The organism is Mesorhizobium sp. WSM4821, assembly GCF_055901555.1.
In genome coordinates this window covers 2,535,112-2,553,451 of sequence record NZ_CM148371.1, presented here as the reverse complement: position 1 = coordinate 2,553,451, position 18,340 = coordinate 2,535,112, and the positions used below count along the sequence as shown (strand labels likewise).

14 protein-coding genes and 1 pseudogene are annotated in these 18,340 nt (G+C 60.5%); 3 read left to right on the top strand and 12 right to left on the bottom strand.

Annotated features, from left to right (window positions below; translation table 11 throughout):
* Positions 1-151: 151 nt before the first annotated feature.
* The 3 genes and pseudogenes from AC0NID_RS12220 to ltrA all read right to left on the bottom strand — a co-directional run bounded on the left by AC0NID_RS12220 (position 152) and on the right by ltrA (position 4,739).
* On the bottom strand, positions 152-1,798 hold the full coding sequence (locus AC0NID_RS12220; RefSeq protein ID WP_473454650.1) for an alpha/beta hydrolase: 1,647 nt from the start codon (positions 1,796-1,798) through the stop codon (positions 152-154).
* A gap of 100 nt (positions 1,799-1,898) precedes the next feature.
* Positions 1,899-2,720, bottom strand: a pseudogene (locus AC0NID_RS12215) (transposase); the annotation flags it as partial.
* Between the two features lie 759 nt (positions 2,721-3,479).
* On the bottom strand, positions 3,480-4,739 hold the full coding sequence (gene ltrA, locus AC0NID_RS12210) for a group II intron reverse transcriptase/maturase (RefSeq protein ID WP_473454651.1): 1,260 nt from the start codon (positions 4,737-4,739) through the stop codon (positions 3,480-3,482).
* A gap of 775 nt (positions 4,740-5,514) precedes the next feature.
* On the opposite strand from ltrA, the gene AC0NID_RS12205 reads away from it, so the two are divergent.
* The gene (locus AC0NID_RS12205) at positions 5,515-5,715 is read left to right on the top strand and encodes a hypothetical protein (protein WP_473454652.1); all 201 of its coding nucleotides are present in this window, start codon (positions 5,515-5,517) and stop codon (positions 5,713-5,715) included.
* Between the two features lie 64 nt (positions 5,716-5,779).
* On the opposite strand, the gene AC0NID_RS12200 is transcribed toward AC0NID_RS12205, so the two are convergent.
* Positions 5,780-6,265 carry a hypothetical protein gene (locus AC0NID_RS12200; protein WP_473454653.1) on the bottom strand — a complete coding sequence of 162 codons (486 nt, stop codon included), beginning with the start codon at positions 6,263-6,265 and terminating at the stop codon, positions 5,780-5,782.
* 552 nt (positions 6,266-6,817) lie between these two features.
* Between AC0NID_RS12200 and AC0NID_RS12195 the strand changes: the two genes are divergently transcribed.
* Entirely contained in the window at positions 6,818-8,689 is a 1,872-nt protein-coding gene (locus AC0NID_RS12195; protein ID WP_473454654.1) for an adenylate/guanylate cyclase domain-containing protein, read from the top strand.
* Positions 8,690-8,775: 86 nt separating this feature from the next.
* On the opposite strand, the gene AC0NID_RS12190 is transcribed toward AC0NID_RS12195, so the two are convergent.
* From AC0NID_RS12190 to AC0NID_RS12155, 8 genes are all read right to left on the bottom strand, one after another.
* A complete protein-coding gene (locus AC0NID_RS12190; RefSeq protein ID WP_473454655.1) occupies positions 8,776-9,492 on the bottom strand; it encodes a pentapeptide repeat-containing protein in 717 nt (238 codons plus the stop codon).
* A gap of 336 nt (positions 9,493-9,828) precedes the next feature.
* On the bottom strand, positions 9,829-10,797 hold the full coding sequence (locus AC0NID_RS12185; protein WP_473454656.1) for a 2-hydroxyacid dehydrogenase: 969 nt from the start codon (positions 10,795-10,797) through the stop codon (positions 9,829-9,831).
* A gap of 18 nt (positions 10,798-10,815) precedes the next feature.
* The gene (locus AC0NID_RS12180; RefSeq protein ID WP_473454657.1) at positions 10,816-11,853 is read right to left on the bottom strand and encodes an L-idonate 5-dehydrogenase; all 1,038 of its coding nucleotides are present in this window, start codon (positions 11,851-11,853) and stop codon (positions 10,816-10,818) included.
* A 19-nt stretch (positions 11,854-11,872) separates the two neighbouring features.
* The gene (locus tag AC0NID_RS12175; RefSeq protein ID WP_473454658.1) at positions 11,873-12,640 is read right to left on the bottom strand and encodes an SDR family oxidoreductase; all 768 of its coding nucleotides are present in this window, start codon (positions 12,638-12,640) and stop codon (positions 11,873-11,875) included.
* A gap of 16 nt (positions 12,641-12,656) precedes the next feature.
* The gene (locus tag AC0NID_RS12170; RefSeq protein WP_473454659.1) at positions 12,657-13,856 is read right to left on the bottom strand and encodes a mandelate racemase/muconate lactonizing enzyme family protein; all 1,200 of its coding nucleotides are present in this window, start codon (positions 13,854-13,856) and stop codon (positions 12,657-12,659) included.
* A 24-nt stretch (positions 13,857-13,880) separates the two neighbouring features.
* Positions 13,881-15,188 (bottom strand): TRAP transporter large permease, encoded by a 1,308-nt coding sequence (locus tag AC0NID_RS12165; protein WP_473454660.1) that lies wholly within the window; start codon positions 15,186-15,188, stop codon positions 13,881-13,883.
* Positions 15,189-15,201: 13 nt separating this feature from the next.
* On the bottom strand, positions 15,202-15,714 hold the full coding sequence (locus AC0NID_RS12160) for a TRAP transporter small permease subunit (protein ID WP_473454661.1): 513 nt from the start codon (positions 15,712-15,714) through the stop codon (positions 15,202-15,204).
* 63 nt (positions 15,715-15,777) lie between these two features.
* Positions 15,778-16,806 (bottom strand): TRAP transporter substrate-binding protein, encoded by a 1,029-nt coding sequence (locus AC0NID_RS12155; RefSeq protein WP_473454662.1) that lies wholly within the window; start codon positions 16,804-16,806, stop codon positions 15,778-15,780.
* A gap of 290 nt (positions 16,807-17,096) precedes the next feature.
* Between AC0NID_RS12155 and AC0NID_RS12150 the strand changes: the two genes are divergently transcribed.
* Positions 17,097-17,885 carry a GntR family transcriptional regulator gene (locus AC0NID_RS12150; RefSeq protein WP_473454845.1) on the top strand — a complete coding sequence of 263 codons (789 nt, stop codon included), beginning with the start codon at positions 17,097-17,099 and terminating at the stop codon, positions 17,883-17,885.
* Positions 17,886-18,340: the final 455 nt, after the last annotated feature.

The following is an 18,340-nucleotide window of genomic DNA, read 5'->3' as shown; positions in this document are numbered from 1 at the left end:
GCCCCCAGCCCGAGCCAAACCGGCGCATCCATGCATTTAAATGCCAAGCGACATCAGGACAGCGGCGACCGGGCCGGGGTTGCGCCGGTTGCGGAACACAGTTCTCAGGACAGGTCGGCCAGAAAAAAATTGCAGATTGCGGCCGCACTCGCTATCGCACCGCCAGCTTCGCCTTCAGCCGCTCGACATCCGCAGGCGTCCAGCCCTGGACGTCGGTCACTTCCATCCAGGCGTCGACATGGTGTTCGGGTGCATAGACATGGCCGTATCCCATTGGCGTGGTCGTGCCCATCGCCATGTCGAGCGCGAGCTGCAGGAACGTGACCACCGGATACCAGCGCAGTTCCGGCGAGACGTCTGGCCCGCGCGGCGCCTTCATCCAGTCGGGCTCGCGGTAGAGCGAGTGGTAGTCGAAGAAGGCGATCGGGTCGCTGGCGTATTGCAGATAGACGATGCGCAGCGGCCCCCATTTGGCGCCCGGAATGGCGAGGGCGTTTTTCTGGCTGGTGAAGCGGACGAAGGAGCCGTCGCGGAAGCGGGGCAGCCATTCCGGCGTGCCCGGATTGCGGCCGTTGGTTATGGAGCGCCACCTAATGCTTTCAAACGGCGGACCGCTCCAGAGCGCGCCATGGAACGGATCTCCGAGCACCTCGAACAGTTCGCTCGACAGTTCCGAGCTCAAGGCGCCGAGACTGAGGCCGTAGAGATAGAGGCGAGGTCGGCTGTCCTTGGGCAGGTTCGTCCAATGGCCGTAAACCTCCGAGAACAGGGCGCGGGCGGCCTCGCCGCCATAACCGGGCTCGACCAGAAGCGACAACCAGCTTGCGAGGTAGGAATACTGGATGGCGACGCTGGCGATGTCGCCGCTGTGAAGATATTCCACCGGATCCATGGCCTCAGGATCGATCCAGCCGGTGCCGGTCGGCATTACGACCAGAAGCACGGAACGCTCGAACCCGCCGGCGCGCTTCAGTTCCTCTAGAGCCAGCTTCGCCCGCTCCTGCGGGGATTCGGCCGATTGCAGGCCGACATAGACGCGGACGGGTTCCAGCGCGTCCCTGCCCAGGAACTTGGTCAACTCGGCGCGGGTCGGTCCGGTCACAACGAATTCGCGCCCGCGCCTGCCGAGTTCATCCCAGCGGACCAGCGACGCGGCGCTGCCGGTCTTGGTCGGGTCCGACGGCTGCTGCGTCGTGGGCTCCAGGAGGGCATCGAGCTGCTCGAACGAGCTGTCGGCGGCGCGCAGCGCATATTGGAACAGGATGCCGTCTGCGATCGACCAGAACAGCAGCACCGCGATGGTGCTACCGATGACATAGGAAACGCGCCTCGGCACGAACCGGTTTAGCTTTTCGGATATGAAGACGAGCGTCAGCCGGAAGAGCCGGGCCAGAGCGACGAGAACGATGAAGGTCGCAAGTGCGATCAGGCCGACTTCGAGCGGATGAGCGGTGTCGACCGGATCCAGTCCCATGACGCTGCGGATTGAATTCTGCCATCCCGTCGCCCGCCACAAGAAGATGATCCCGATAACGGCGCAGGCGAATGCGGCGACGAGTTTGGTGTTTTGCCGGATGCGGGCTTTGGGCTCCGGCAACTCCATGTATTGCCAAAGCCAGTGCAGGAATACGCCGATGCCATATCCGACAGTCAGGCTAGTCCCCGAAAGCACGCCTTGGGTCAGGTAATTGCGCGGCAGGAGGGTGGGCGTCAGCGAGGCCGCGAAGAACAGCGTGCCGAGCAGCAGACCGGTCGTCGAGAAGGATAGCCAGAACCTGACGATCCAGTTCCGCACCATGGGATTGCCTCACGCCGCTGTTCGGCTATCCCGGACAATGTGCAGCGTGTGATATCCGGGCGCAATACGAAAACACCCGGAGCCAGTCGAGAAGAACGCTGGCCGCCACCAATTCGCCGGCCAACACCCGCCACTCACTCTGTGTGATGATGCGTTCGATCAGTGGCCGATTGTGACGAACCTGGGCCAGCCACAGTGCGATGAGCGGAGTGCTCGTCGCGGCCAATCGTTCCGCCGCCTGCCGCAGATAGGCCAAGTTGGCATGGGCGATCCCGATCAGTTCGCGGTAGAGTTGGACACGATTGGGTCGGCCGCGTGTGAACTGGATCTTGCGGGCGCGCTTCCTGGCCGCGCGGCAATGATCGTGCCATTCCAAGCCGCCGCCGCCGGCCAAGGCATCAGCCTGCTTCAACAGGCGCACCATGATTCGGACGGCGTCCCACAACAGGCTGCTGTCGCTCGGTTCGTGCATGAGTGCCGAGGTCACAGTGCTGTCCAACTGCACAACCGCACCGTCCTCCAGTTTTACCTGCCGGGCATTCGACAGCACCACCCGATTGATCTCTTCCCAAGTCTCGGGCCGGATCGCGCTGATCGTCTTTTGCAGCACCGACTTCTGCGGGCTCCAAGACCACGGCAGCCGCGCAAAGGCTCGAAATGACGTTGAATCCTCAAGATGGAGGCCAGCTCCTGGTAGGTCAACTGCCGGTATTGCTTGAGAAGCGCGCAACGTAAGACCGCTTCGGCAGGTAGGCCTTGCCGTCCGGTGGCCCTGACGCTTTCGAACCAAGTCTCGTGCCACCAAGCCAAGCAGATCGTGGTGCCCGTCCAGCCACTGCAACATCGCCTTCAGTTCGTGGCCGATCTCGTGTGTGGCGAAAAGATCGAATATGCTGGCTTGGACGGTGCGTTCTTGGCGCATTGTCGGCTCCGGCGGTTGCAGATTGTGCTTTGGAATCAGTGCCATGAGACCAAGTAGGCAATAAAATCAACAGTTTGACGTTGGCGAGTAGCGGAGACGCTTGCGCGCCTCCGCTCTCTCAGACCCGTGCGTGAACCCGCCAGTTGCTTCGAAAACACGACCACCTGATCCGACCCCTTCGCTCCAGCCCCATTACAGGACCTTCGTCACTACTACGGGTCGATCCGCCCCAACCTCCTGCATCGGTACTCTCGCCTCACGGTGGTGTGCCGCTTGTGCTTCTCCCTTGGCATCAGAAGGCTGGTTCCTGCAGTTCCGCGCAAAAGCCTGCATCCGGCTCATGCCCCCTATACGCCGTCCACTGTCCGCCCAGTCATCAGGCTCCCGACGGACTTGTCCCGAGAGATCCACACGCCCTCGGTTTTAGTGGTGTTAAAGAGTTCTAACGACGCGTCATCGAAGGGTTTGCTTGCGCTCATCTTCCGGATGCCTACCTGCCCCGGATCATGTCCGCGGCTTTTGTCCCAACGCTAACCACCATGGCTCTTCTACCACAGCGGCTTGGGCTGGTTTGAGACCCGCTCCTGAAAGCCGATCCCGAGGGGCCTACCCTCATCTCTCACGCAGCTTCTCAGCATATTGTCAGTTCACCATCGAACCTCCTTCTGCTTGCTGCAGCACACGGCGAGTAGCGGAGACGCTTGCGCGCCTCCGCTCTCTCAGAACCGTGCGTGAACCTCTCAGCTCACACGGCTCCCATCAGGCAAACCTGCCGATCAGACCGAGTTGCCAGTGTACGAAGAGATCGGTGCGCTGCTCGACGATCCGTTGCAAGAACCGACTTGCTCGCGCCTTACCCCTGCCAAAGCGCTTGAACTTCCGCCTTGCCCACGCAAGCACCGTCTGATTGACGTAGCGAAGTATGGGCTGCAGCCCCGTTGGTGCATACCGTCCATAATAGCTGATCCACCCCCTGAGGAGCGGATTGGTCAGCCGGGCGATGTCGTTCAACGAGAGCTGCGTCTGTCGGCGGATGTGCAAGTCCCTGATCTTTTCCCGCATCGCTTTCAGCGCCGAGGAACTGACCGCTGGCGTGAAGCCGCAAAACAGTCGCCCGCTTTGCGTTCCCCATACCGCGCGCGGTCGGAAACAATATCCGAGGAAGTCGAACGTCACGTTCGGATGTTGTCCTCTGCGTTTGGCGTCTCTGCAGTAGACGATCTTGGTCTTCGTCGGGTGCAGTTCCAGTTGGCATTCCGCCAACCTCGCCTGAAGCGCAGCCTTGACGGCTTCTGCCTCCTGCTCGGTCCGGCAGTGCACCAGCCCGTCATCCGCATACCGACACCACGGGAGGTCGGGATGTGTCCGTTTCATCCACAGATCAAACGCATAGTGCAGAAAAAGATTTGAAAGTATCGGCGAAACTACGCCCCCTTGCGGAGTTCCGCAGTTCCGTTCAATCCTCTGTCCATCCTTCTCCATGGGCGCTGTCAGCCATCTCTCGATGTATAGTAATGCCCATTTGCTCTTTACATGCCTGCGAACTGCCGTGAGCAAAAGCTCGTGCGAGATGTTGTCAAACAGACCCTTGATGTCGAATTCCAGAACCCAGTCATATTTCCAGCACCGCTGACGCGTGATCCCCACGGCATCCAAGGCCGATTTGCCCGGTCTATAGCCATAAGAATCTGACAGGAAAATCTGATCGAGCTCCGGTTCGATGAGCTGCTTGACCACCATCTGCGCGATCCTGTCGCTCACGGTGGGCACACCCAAAATCCGCTGGCCCCCAGTCTTTTTCGGAATGGGGACGGCACGCACCGGTGGCGGAAAATAGCTTCCCGAGCTCATCCTGTTCCAGATCCTGTAGAGATTCCTCCCCAGGTTGGCTTCGAATGCCTCGATCGTCTGCCCGTCCACGCCAGCCGCACCACCATTGGATTTGACCGCTTTGTAGGCTTCGTACACCAGCCGCTTATCGATCATAAACGGCTTGTCTGTCGCATCTGTCGTTGTCATCCTGTTGCCAGTTGCTTCGAAAACACGACCACCTGATCCGACCCCTTCGCTCCAGCCCCATTACAGGACCTTCGTCACTACTACGGGTCGATCCGCCCCAACCTCCTGCATCGGTACTCTCGCCTCACGGTGGTGTGCCGCTTGTGCTTCTCCCTTGGCATCAGAAGGCTGGTTCCTGCAGTTCCGCGCAAAAGCCTGCATCCGGCTCATGCCCCCTATACGCCGTCCACTGTCCGCCCAGTCATCAGGCTCCCGACGGACTTGTCCCGAGAGATCCACACGCCCTCGGTTTTAGTGGTGTTAAAGAGTTCTAACGACGCGTCATCGAAGGGTTTGCTTGCGCTCATCTTCCGGATGCCTACCTGCCCCGGATCATGTCCGCGGCTTTTGTCCCAACGCTAACCACCATGGCTCTTCTACCACAGCGGCTTGGGCTGGTTTGAGACCCGCTCCTGAAAGCCGATCCCGAGGGGCCTACCCTCATCTCTCACGCAGCTTCTCAGCATATTGTCAGTTCACCGTCGAACCTCCTTCTGCTTGCTGCAGCACACTATGGACGCGCACTAGTCTAGGCGAAGTTCGGTCTCCCCGTCCTTTCCTCCGAGCTGCTAGCGCCGCGCTCCGTGCAGGATCGACGCGGATCCGCATCCGCGGATCGGAGCCGCCCCTTTTGCAGCGGCTCATTTCCGTCAACGCTGTGCGGAGGCTTCATTGCCATGACCGTAAAGGCGCTTTGGAGCACGCAGACCGGCTTGGATAGGCTCTTGAGGTGAAAATGGCGAAATGGTTCGAGCCGACCGGCGACAGCTATATCTCGCATATCAGCCGCCAGAGCATCGAGGCTGTCATTCGGGAGGCGAATGGTGATCAGGCCGCGCTTGCCGTCAAGGCGGCGGGCAAGAAGTTCGACGATCATTTGCATCGAGTTGTGGCTCACATCTGGGGATCACGACCTGCACGGGCCCCACTCCGGTAACAACAGGCTGCAAAATTGGAACAGTCGTCTGGCCCTCTCCATAGCCCTTCAGATGCGTCTTTGATCATTGCCTGAGGAACGCGCCCGTGTAGGTCTGGCCACCAAGCCTAACGGTTCCGGCGAGGGCTCCGTCGGACAGCATAACAAAACTAACGTCCGCGCCATTCGGTAGGCGCTCAAGTTTCAACGTAGTCCCCACAATCCTTCCAGCGCCGGCGGCCTCTCCCGGATAGTTGTCGCCCAGATTTCCCCACGCATAGGTGACCGTCACCTTCCCATCGGAAGAAACCGTCTGAACAGCAAGTTTGGCGTCATACATCCCATCCAGTCGTCCGGCCCATAGACCCGAAAAAGCAGCGTACTTTTTTGGAACGCCCTTGCCAGGGGGAATGACCGCCACGGATTGATGCATGATTGCTGAGCCGGCAGGAACCAAGGCAGGTTGGGGAGGAATGGCACCAGGTTCTAACGCAGGTTCGAGAGTCGCGGGTTGCGGCGTTTCAGGAGCCGATTGGCACGCGGCTAGGGCAAGTGCCGCGAAGCCAAGCATTGCGTTGCACATTCGGTGTGCCATCTTCTGGTGCCCCGGCCATCTTTGAATCTAGTGCAGGCCGACCATATCGCGCGTTTTCACAAGCTGTGTCTACGCAAGGTAAGTCATACGACAGCGGGTCGTCGAAGAATCCCGCAGCGGTCGTGAGTGAATGCCTCCGTTCGTGCCCAAGTAGCGGCCTGGAGCGCCATACGCCCGGCATCCGCTGGTTCATTAGGAGTTGAGCGGGAGGATCAGCAGTTGACCTTCCAGATCACATAGTGAGCCCGTTGCGACTGTATACCTGAACCAATCACGACGATGGTAGTCATTCTCGATGATACAAGAGTTGGCTCCGCGTCGCCCTCCGCCAGTGCGGCGACGGACGGCTCCGGACGGAAGCAGAGGATAGCTGACGAAGGTCAGGAACGGTATAGGCCACAATCATCACGCATTTATGACGTGTGTTGATAAGCCTATCCGGGATTAGGGGTCTAGTTTTGGGCCGCGCGTCGCCTTAAGTGTCAGTAGTAATAGTCCCTGCATGGCCGCCGCCCAGGAATAATGCTGATGGAACGCAAGCTCGCGGCAATCATGGCCGCCGATATCGTCGGCTACAGCCAGCTGATGGCTGAGAACGAGGCTTCCACCTACGCGAAGCTGCGCGCTGCTTTCGATGAGCTCATTGACCCCACTATTGCCCGCCATGGCGGGCGCATCGTCAAGACGACGGGAGACGGCTTTCTAGCCATGTTTCCCAGCGTCAACGAAGCGGTTGATGCGGCGCTGGCCATACAGGAAGGCTTCGACAAGGGCCCGTTCGAGCTGCGCATCGGCATCAATCTTGGCGATGTCATCGAAGATGACGGCGACGTATACGGCGACGGCGTCAATGTGGCCGCTCGTCTTGAGGCCATGTGCGATCCGGGGCAGATATTCGTCAGCGGCGCCGTAGTGATGGCGGCCGACCGCAACAGTGCGGACAGGTTCGTCCGCATCGGCCGCAGGTGGGCCAAGAACATCCCCGAACTTCTCAACGTCTACCGCGTAAGGCGCGCGGGCTCTCAGTGGTCGCCGTGGCGGCAGGTGCCGCAGGTGCTGCGCAGCACTGCCGCCCGCTGGTCTTATGGTGCGGCCGCCATAGCCCTCATCTTCATCGGCACCCAAATCCAGCCGCTCCCCCTGGCAGCCATGGTCAGCCGCATCCCGGCGGCCTTGTCGATGGACCAGAGCCGCGCCGACCCCCGGCCGTCAGTGGCGGTCATGCCTTTTGCCGCGATGAGCGGCAGCGGCGAGCAATCGTATTTCGCGGACGGACTGACCGAGGATGTGACGACAGCCCTTGCCCGCAATTCAGAGCTGCAGGTAATCGCGCGCGATTCCACCTACGCCGCGCATGGGCAGGATACGGACGTGCGCAAGCTCGGGGCGAAGCTCGGCGTTGATTATGTGGTTGAAGGCAGCGCCCGTCGTGAAAGCGACCAGCTTCGCGTGTCGGCGCAACTCATCGATGTAAAGACAGGCACGCATCTGTGGTCGCGCAGTTTTGACCGGCAGGTCGCCGACGTGTTCACCGTCCAGAGCGAGCTGACCACTGAAATCGTCGCGCAGATCGCACCCTATATCGGCAGGAGCGAGGCGGCGGCGGCAGCGGAACGCCCGACCGACAATCTGCAGGCCTATGACCTCGTGCTGCAGGCCCGCAACCGCTACCGGCATGGCGTCAATGACCCGCAGGACATTCTGGAGGCGCGGGGCTTCTACCAGCGCGCCCTTGAAATGGACCCGTCCTATGCGGCCGCACGCGCAGGCCTCGCGCTGACCTTTATCGCCAGCGTGGCGCAGAGCGATGGCGGCTGGGCAAACGCGCCGGAACTTCAACTTGGGCTTAGCGAAGCCCGGCAGGCGGTCCGTCTCGATCCCAATCTTGGCCTTGGCTATCAGGTCATCAGCTTCGGGCTTGCCTTGCAGGGCGACTATTCAGGCGGCTTGCAGGCCGCACGGCGCGCTGTGGAGCTCAACCCTAACGATCCCGACAGCATGATGGCGCTTGCAAAGGCGCAGGTTCGCTTCGGGGAATATGATGATGCCGTCGCCAACGCAGAGCGGGCCCGCCGCCTTCATCCTATGGCGCCCGAGTACTATGCCTATGTGCACGGGCAGGCGCTCTACGCGGCTGACCGCCGCGATGAGGCTTCCAGCGTCATAGAAGAATGCCTGATCCGGGCGCCGCGCGATGCAAACTGCCTTCTGATTCAGGCCGCTTTGCAGAGTGGGGGCGGCGAGGTCGAGGCAGCCCAGCAGACGATGGCAAGGCTGGTCGAGGCGCATCCGGCCTTCTCGCTGGAAGCAGAGCGCGCTTACCGCCGGTTCGGTGACAGGCCGCTGATGGAAGAGTTCCTGCAGGACCTCGCAAGGGCCAAGGCTCCTGAATCCGCCTGAACTTTTTACAAAGCGACCTCAATCATATAGCGGTGCCCAGTTTCATCCTCTTCGGTGCAGCATTGTCGCAGTTCGCTTGCCGACAACTATTCCTGCTGGAATTGACAGGGCCAATCTTCAGGCCTCGTCAAGCCAGAAGGCAACTCGGTCCGGGCGTCTCCGCAAGCCATGTTGAGCTGCCACTGGGACAGACCCGCCGAATTGGAAAGATCGACGCCCTCGATACGGGTCAGAAAGAAAAAGGCGCGGTCAAAATCTATCGGCGCGGTGAACGTCGCTCCTCGGAAGTCCGCCCGTGCGAGATTGGCAAACGAGAAGCGGCTGCCGCTGATATCGGCGTCATGGAACTGCGCACGCCCCAATTCTGCCTTTGTGAAATCAACATTGGTCAGATTGGCGCCTTGGAAATTCGAGCGCTGTATTTCCGCGCTCGCAAACACAGCGCCCTGCGCGTCCATGCGGCTGAAGTCGGTCCTGTAGGCCTCGATTCTGTCGAACCGGGCGCCTTTGGCGGTCGAGTCGGCCAGGGAAGCACGCACAAGCGTTGCCTTCTCAAGATTTGCCCCAAGGAGATTGCTGTTCCTGAGGTCGGTCGAAGTGAAATCAACACCGAACAGGTTCGCCCCGCTCAGGTCCTGTCCTTCTAGGATGAGAAGCTTCTTGTCACACTCGTGCCAATTGACGCCAGGCGTCGCGGCTGCATGGCAATTGTGAGCAGCAGTGGCATTCTGCCAAGCAAACACAGTGCAGACCGCTAGAACCAAGCCGGATGCGCCGTAAGCTCTGGTTCGCCTCAAAGTCATTGTTGCTGGACCTCTGCTCCTCGCCGACACTCAACCTTACCACATCTGCTGACACTTGAGCCACGGTGACCACCGCCGTCTGATGAGCGACGAACTGGATCGATCGTTTCCGGTTCCGGTACTGCATTTGCCATCTGATGTTGCCCGAACCGGTTGATCTGCCGTGGGAGATCGCCGATGCGCTAAGCCGTCATCCAACATCGGCTCCAAGGGCAAGAAGCCACGAGTAAACCTCCTTCCAGAACTTACGCAATCGCGCCAGTGAGGCTCCGTTCCGATAGCCCGCCTTTTTTGCTTCGGCCATGGCAGGCGCGGAATGTAGCTCGCACGCTCCCGCTAAAGGATACGGTTTCTTAAGGCATTTCCCGACGCTAGCCTGTTGATGTTGTCGGCGATTGTCCCCTGACGACGACGGATCGTGCCGTACGTCCAACCCGACATGTGCGGGGTCATCACCACGTTGTCGAGTTCCTGAAACGGCAGGTGCCCGGGAAGCGGATTCGTGTGTTCCGCATTCGGGTAGATGAACCAAGTGTCGATGACCGCACGGCCGATGCGCCTTGCCTTAAGCGCCGCGTAGAGCGCCGCTTCGTCGATCACCGCGCCGCGGCCGACATTGAGGATCACTGAGTCCGGCCGCATGGCATCAAGTTCCGCCTCGCCGATCAGTCCCTGCGTCTGCTCCGTAAGCGGAAGCGTGTTGACGATCGCATCGGCTGACCCCATGAAACCCCGCAGGTTTGACAGCGCATAAGCCTCGTCTACCACTTCCGAAATGGAGACCGGGCTGCGATTGGCGATCGACACCCGCATGCCAAAAGCTTTGGCGCGAATGGCAAGCATCTTGCCGATATGGCCATAGCCGAGAATGCCAACGCTGGTTTCGCCGAGCTCGGTGCGCAAGCCGTCCGGCCCTCCCGCCCAATATTTCCAATCACCCTTCCGTAGACGCCGGTCAGCATCGGCGAGAGGCACGTGGCGCGCGAGCAGTGCCGCGATCACGTACTCGGCGATCGCGTTCTCATGGCCGAAGCAGTTGCACAGCGCAACGCCAGCAGGCAAGATGGCAGGATCGATCCCGTCATACCCGGCACCTGGAACCTGATAGAGCCTCAGGCTCGACGATATCGGCATGGCGGAGGTAAGCCGGATACCGACGATGACATCCGCGGTTGAATAGATCGCGCGTGCGGTCTCGGCGGATAGATCGTCGGGCACCTCGGCGATTTCGTGCTTTCCATCGAGCAGATTTTCAAACCCTTTGCGGAAGGTCAGCGCGTTCGCGCCGTGGAAGACGATTTTCATGTCTCGAAACCTTGTTCGTCAGTGAAAGGCGATCTGCACCTTCATTGATTGCGCCCGATCGGAAGCCAGCCGAAAGGCCTCGTCCGCGCCGTCCAGTGGCAACGTCGCGGTCACCAGCGGTGAGAGATCGACCGCTGCCTTTGCGATCAGTTCTACGGCCCACGCAAACTCCGCATCAAAGCGGAAGCTCCCGCGTAGCACCACTTCCTTGGCGACGGCCGTATTCAGCGGCATGGAAACCTCACCACCGAGGCCGACGGCGACAATCATGCCGCGCGGTCGCACAACCTCGAACATAGCCGCGAGTGCCTTCCCATTGCCGGAGCATTCAAAGACGGTGTCAAAAACGCCCTTCTCTTCCGCGAAGGGCCGCAATGCGTCGGGTGCCTCGCCAAGATCGATTGTTCGGTCGGCCCCGAGCTTGCTTGCGATCCGCAACGGCGCGGAGGCAATATCGGTGCAGACAATCTCTTGCGCGCCGGCATGCCGTGCGGCGACGATCGTGAGGCAACCGATCGGTCCGCAGCCCGACACCAGCACGCGCTTTCCGACCAGCGAGCCTGCCGAGGAAGTCGCATGCAGGCAGACGGCGAAGGGCTCGGCACAGGCCGCCAGGCCGAAGTCGAGATCGGCGGGAACCGCGATGACCTGCACCTCGGCCAGGGTCACCTCCTCGCGGAAAAGGCCCTGCATGTGGGGAAAGCGCATCGCGCTGCCGAAGAACCTCATGTCGAGGCACTGATTGCGCATATTCATGCGGCAGTAACGACACTGCCCACACGGCATGCTCGGATTGATCGCCACCCGATCGCCCACTTTGACATTTGCGACGGCCGGCCCTGTCTCAACAACGCATCCCGCAACTTCGTGGCCGAGGATCATCGGCTCCTTCAGCCGCACGGCGCCGAAACCGCCATGGTGATAGTAATGGAGGTCGGAACCACAGATGCCGCCGCGCTCGATGCGCACGCGCACTTCGCCGGGACCGGGCGACTGTGCCGGTTCGCTGTCTTCGATCCTGATGTCGTGCGGCTTATAGGCAACCAGGGCGCGCATGAAACAGCTCCTGCGGAGGTTAGAGGACGGAAATCATTCCGCCGTCGACATAGATGATCTGGCCGCTGACATAGTCGGACGCCGCGGAGGCGAGGAAGATCGCGGCGCCGACAAGCTCTTCAGGCTTTCCCCAGCGCCGGGCTGGCGTCCGGCCTTTGACCCAAGCGTCGAATTGAGGGTTGGCGATCAGCGCCTCGTTCATGTCCGTCACCATATAGCCCGGGCCGATGGCATTGACCTGGATGCCATGTTCGGCCCACTCGGCCGTCATGGCTTTGGTCAGCATTTTGATGCCGCCCTTGGCGACGGTGTAGGGGGCTACAGTGGCGCGGGCCAATTCGCTGGTCAGCGAGCCAATATTGACGATCTTGCCGCTGCCTCGGGAAATCATCCGCTTCGCGGCCTCGCGGCCGACAATGAAGGCGCTGGTGAGGTTCGTGTCGATCACCCTCTGCCATTCCGCAGTCGAAAGTTCCACCATCGGCTTGCGCAGCTGGATGCCCGCATTGTTGACGAGGATGTCTATGGCCACACCCTCCCGATCGAAGCCTTCGAAGGCGGCGACGACAGAGGCCTCATCCGTCACGTCGAAGCAGGATTCGCGGACGCTCATCCCCTCTTGGCGGATATTCGAGCAAGCAGCGAGGAGGCGATCGCGGTTGACACCGTTCAGGACGATCGAGGCCCCCGCCTGCGCCAGTCCGACGGCGATAGCATGGCCGAGACCGCGCGAAGAGCCGGTCACTAGGGCCGTCTTGTTCTTCAGGCTGAACAGGCTGATCGACATTGTTGTCTTCCTTGGATCACAAAGACGAGGCGCGCACCGAGAGGTCAGCCCGCTCGAAGACGGACGGCAGGAGCTCCACGCCGAGGCCGGGCCCTTCCATCGGATAGACATAGCCATTTTCGATTTTTGGCACCGCCGTCACGAGCTCTGTGTACCATCCGCGATAGAATGCACGGACAGATTCCTGGATCAGCGTGTTGGGTTGGCTAAAGGACATATGAACCGCAGCGGCGAAGCCGACGGGGCCAATGCAGTCATGCGGCGCGAAAGGACGGTGATAGGTTTCGGCGAGTGCCGCGATCTTGCGCCCCTCGGTCAACCCTCCGGTCCAGCACAGATCGACCATCACGACGTGCATTGCGTCGCGCTCCAGCATGTCCTTGTAGGGCCAGCGCGAGCCGAGGGTCTCGCTGGCGCAGACCCAGACGTCGGTCGACGCGGCATACTCGGCGAGGGCTTGCGCCGAGTTCATCCGGATCGGATCCTCGTACCAGGTCGGGTTGTAGGGCTCGAGCGCCTTGGCGATCTTCTTCGCTGCCGGCAGGTTCCACAGCGAGTGAAACTCGACCATGATCTCGATTTTGTCGCCGGCGGCCTTGCGGATCCTTTCGAACGGATCGACGGCCCTCTTCATCTGCTCCGCTGTGATGTACTGGCCACGCGTCTCCTGCGCGGCCGGATCAAAGGGCCAGATCTTCATCGCCGTGATGCCGGACTCGAGCAGGTTCTCGGCGAGTTCGCCGGCGCGGTTCATGAAACCGTCCAGATCTTCGTACAGCCCCTCGCTGCCGCCGAGATTCCAGTTCGACACCGGCCTGATGTTGTTGGTGCGGACATAGCGGTATCCGGCGCAAGTGTTGTAGATGCGGATCCTGTCCCAGCACAGGCCGCCCAGCATCTGGTGCACCGGCTGGCCGCAGACCTTTCCGAAGATATCCCAAAGCGCGATGTCGATCGCCGAGGCGGCCCGGTATTCGGCCCCCGTGGACGACTGCGCCATCGGAAGCGAGACCATTTCCTTGTTGAGCGCCTCTATGTGCAGCGGATTCCGGCCCAACAGTCTTGCTGCAAGCGTGTCGTGGATGTGCGCCTCCACCGCCCCAGCCCCGTAGAAAGTTTCGCCAAGTCCGGTCACACCTGCATCGGTCTCAACGTGGACCCACAGGACGTTTGAGAACTCTTCCAGCCGGAAGGTCTTGATCGAGGTAATTTTCATTATTGTGCCTTTGGGAGCTTTTTTCTAGCCGAAGAACCGTGGCAGCCAGAGCGAGATTTCCGGGAAGCTGAGAAGCAACGCCAGAACAGCGAGCTGCAACAGCATGAAGGGCCAGAGTGCCGCGAATATCTTCTGCAGGGTGATCTCCGGTGGGGCCACGCTCTTGAGGTAGAACGCTGCCGGTCCGAACGGCGGCGAGAGGAACGCAACCTGCATCGTCACCGAAAAGAGTACGCCGAACCAGACGGGGTCGTAGCCGAGAGCCAGCACGATGGGCACGAAGATCGGCATGCAAAGCAAAAGGATGCCGATCCAGTCCATGAACATGCCGAGCACAACAAACACGGCCATCATGACCAGGATGGTGATGAAGGGCGAAATGTCGAGGCCGGTGATGAGCTCGGTGACGTAGCGTTGCCCGCCTGACAGATTATAGACGCCGATCAGCACCGCCGCACCAAACGTCACCCACAGGATGATACCGCAGGCGCGCAGGGTCTGCGTCAGCGCCTGGCGAACGATCTTCCAGCTCAGTTCCCCGCGCAGCGCGATAATCGCAAGCGTCATCCCCACCGCGATGCTTGCCGCTTCGGTGATCGAGGTGATGCCGCCATAGATGCAGCCGAACACCGTCACGATAAGCGCAGCGGTCGGGAGCGCGCCGCGCGCAAACTTGCCCCAAGAGAACTCGGCAAGATCTTTTGCCGAAGGCATCGGTGCGATTGCTGGATTCAACCAGCAGCGGACCACGATGTACGCAAGATAGACGCCGGCGAGCAGAAAGCCGGGAATGAATGAGGCCAGAAACAGCTTGTGCACGGAAACGTCGGCCGTCAGTCCGTAGATGATGAGCACGATCGAAGGCGGGATCATCGTGCCCAGTGATCCACCGGCGCAGACGATGCCGATGGCGAGATTGCGGTCGTACCCGAGGCGCAGCATCTGCGGCAGGGCGACGAGGCCGAGCAGCACGATCTCGCCGCCGATGATCCCGCTGATGGCGGCGAGCAGCACCGAAATCACGAGAGTGACGATGCCGATGCCGCCGCGCACCCTTCCGACCACGCTGTTGAGCGCGTCGTAGAGGTCGCGGGCCAGGCGCGAGCGTTCCAGCAGCGACGCCATCAGGATGAACATCGGCACCGAAAGCAGCGTATATTCGGTGGCCAGGCCATAGACCGTCTTATGGGCAAGCGCGATGACCGGCGTTCCGAACTTGGCGTAGGCTACAAGAATGGCGAGTGAGCCGGCGGCGAAGGCGAGCGGCACACCAACGGCCATGAGCCCAAAGACGCCGAAAAGCAGAATTATGGAGATGAGTTCGATCGTCATGTCTGGCCGCCCGTCAGGTGATGCGTTCGTCTTCGACCGGCGGGTGGCGGCGGCCGTTGCGAACGAAATTGACGATTGCGACAAGCGCCATGGCTGCGGCGGCCACGACGATGAGCGGTTTGATCACAGCCGGAATGGGTGGGTTCCAGGCAGTACCGAACCGCTCCCAGGTGACAAGCGCGCGCCATGCCGTTGGAAATCCGAACCAGGCCAGCCCGCCGCAGAAAACAAGGGTGCAAAGGAGTGCAATTGCATCGAAAACACGCCGCACCGGCCGGGGCACGATGTCGTAGATCACGGAAATTCGCAGATGTTCGTCACGTTGCATGGCGTAGACGCCAGACACGAGGAAGATGATCGCGGACAGGAAAAGCGACAGTTCGTTGGCCCACACCGTGGGGCTTCCGAAAATATAGCGCGCAACGACCTCATAAAGCGTGATCGCAACGATCACGAGCAGCAGCAGGGAGAACCAAGCCAGCGGCGACTTGCCTGCTTCGTGATGGTCGTCCGGTTCGGCTGACATGATATGACCTCTCGGTTTCGGGCGGCGGCATCCAAGCCGCCGGCCCGGTTGCAATGCGGAGGGCTATTTTAGGATACCGAGCTTGGCCATGTAGGCGACATGGGAGTCGTAGGCCGCCTTTGCCTCCGGGCTGCGCTGCGCCCAATCGGCCCAAACCTCCTGGGCAACCTTACGGAAAGCGAGTCGGTCCTCCTCGCTCCAGTCGTGTAGCGTGACGCCGGCGGCCGTCAGTTCTGCCGCTGCCTTCTCGTCGTCGATCGCCGATTGAGATGCTACCTCCTTGGCGATCGTATCGACCGCATCGCGGAGGGCTTGCTTCTGGGCGTCTGACAGCGCGTTCCATTTGTCGAGATTGACCGTGACATGCTCGATCGGCATCGAATGGAAGCCGGGATAGGTTGCATGCTTTCCAACGTCATAGAGGCCGAGCCCCTTGTTCACAGCCAAGGTCGAAGCGTCGGCGCCGGAAACCGTGCCGGTGGACATTGCCGTGAACACTTCGCCGAACGGCATCACGACCGGAGCCGAGCCAAGTTTTTGGAAAATTTCCGATTCCATCCCCGGCGGCGAGCGGAATTTCCACCCCTTCAGATCCTCGATCCCGCCCAGTGTGGTGGTAGACCCGAGCGATTCCGGCGTGGCGACGAACACACCGACCAGATGCATGTTGAATTGTTCGTAGAGCTGGTTGGCGAGGTCGAGGCCTCCAGCATCCTTGTACCACCCGAGGATCTCGTCGGCCTTGGAATAGCCGCCCATGATATCGCCGTAGAACTGAAAGGCCGGATTCTTACCGGTGACGTAGCCGGCACCAGTCGCGTCGCCATCGATAATGCCAGTCGCCGCCGCTTCGAAGGCCTCCGACGACTTCACGACCGACGAACTCGTCAGCATCTCCACCTGAAGTGTCCCGCCCGACGCCTGATTGGCAAGTTCGGCAAAGCGGATGAGTGCCTTGCCCTGCAGCGATGTCGGACTGTGATGCGTCTGGAAACGCAGCGTCGCGGTCTCATCGGCGAATGAAGCGGCGGGTGAGATTGCAAGCAGACCGAACAGCGCGGCCCCTGCAATGTGTGATCGAAAGCTGGTCATGCTGAACTCCTCCTGAGCAAGATCACATCGCCTCCACGATGTCGGTGACATTTTGTAAAATATCACTAAAGATCACATAGCTGAGTTTTGTACCATTCGCAACGCCAATTTGGATGCCCCGAAACGATGCAACCGGCGACGAATGCGGCAAAGCGCAGAAGGCGAAGAATGGATGGCAGCTACACAAGTCGCTTCGCACGGTATAGAAATATCACAATATGTTGTGTACTGTGAGCGCGGGGAGACGGAGAGGCATGAGCAAACAACCACCTAATAAGCGCGCGAAGCCCATGGCGGCAAAAGGGACGCCTATCGACACCCCGTCCCCGACTCGCCGGAATGCTAACAACCTGCTGGACCTTGCCTACGAGAGGTTCGAGCACCTGATCGTCACCTGCGGGTTAAAGCCTGGAGCCTTTCTCACGATACAAGACCTGCAGGACATGTCGGGGTTCAGCCGCACGCCCGTCCACCAGGCCGTCACGCGGCTCGCGGCCGACACCCTGATGATCGTCAGGCCGCGGCATGGCCTGCAGGTAGCCGCCATTGATCTGGCGCGAGAGCGGCTGCTGCTGAAACTCCGTCGCGATCTTGAGCGTTTCGTTATTCGCCTCGCGGCGGAGCGATCGGGCTCGTCGCATCGCAACCAGATGCTGCACTTGGCCCGTCAGTTGCGGGAACGGCGAGAAACAATCGCAATTGGTGAGTTCAACGCTTTTGACCGGCGGATTGACCAGCTGATCTTGGCGGCAGCGGGCGAACCGTTCCTGGAACACACACTGCGGCCGCTTCATACCATCTTCAGGCGGGTTGGCTGGATATATCACAATCGCACCAGCGGGCACTCCAATATCATAAAGACCATCGATACGCATCTGTCGGTCCTGGATGCAGTGGTCAAACGGGACATCGAGCAGGCCATTCGATCCTCCGATTCCTTGATCGATTTCGTAGACAGCATGTTCGATGTCATCGAACGCGATGTCGATCCTGAATTTTTGGACTGTACCCTCGACCCAATTCTGCCGATGGTTTCTGCTGAACGGCAAGAACAACGAAATGCCGTCGCCAAATACTAACTGCTTTTTGCGGACCTTCGAGAACTGCCCTGCACGGCGAAAACGGCAGGTCAGTATTAGGAACCGGACCTTTGTCCGTGACCGCTCAGAGGTCTGTCGTGGGTCACGGCCAGCCGTTGGGCGACCGCGAAGGGAAGCGTAAGGGTCAGACGTTGTGATCGGGCGACCCCGGCACAGGTCGCCGTTGAGTTCCAAAGAGAGCGATTCGGATTTGAAGCTGGACACTTCGAAAACCTAGCAATCGAGGACGCATTTTGAATCACTTCGCCTGGTGGTTTGCACGGAGGCGTTGGATGTGCAGCCCGACAATCAAGCTGAGAGCTTCTCATCCAGATCGTCGCGCTACAGATGACCTTGCCGCCAGGCGGCGCGCGCCCTCAAAGCTCGACGACGTAGGTTTCGACTGCGTCTTCGGATCGCCGGCACTCTCCCGACGCAGGGCAAGCGCCTCGCGA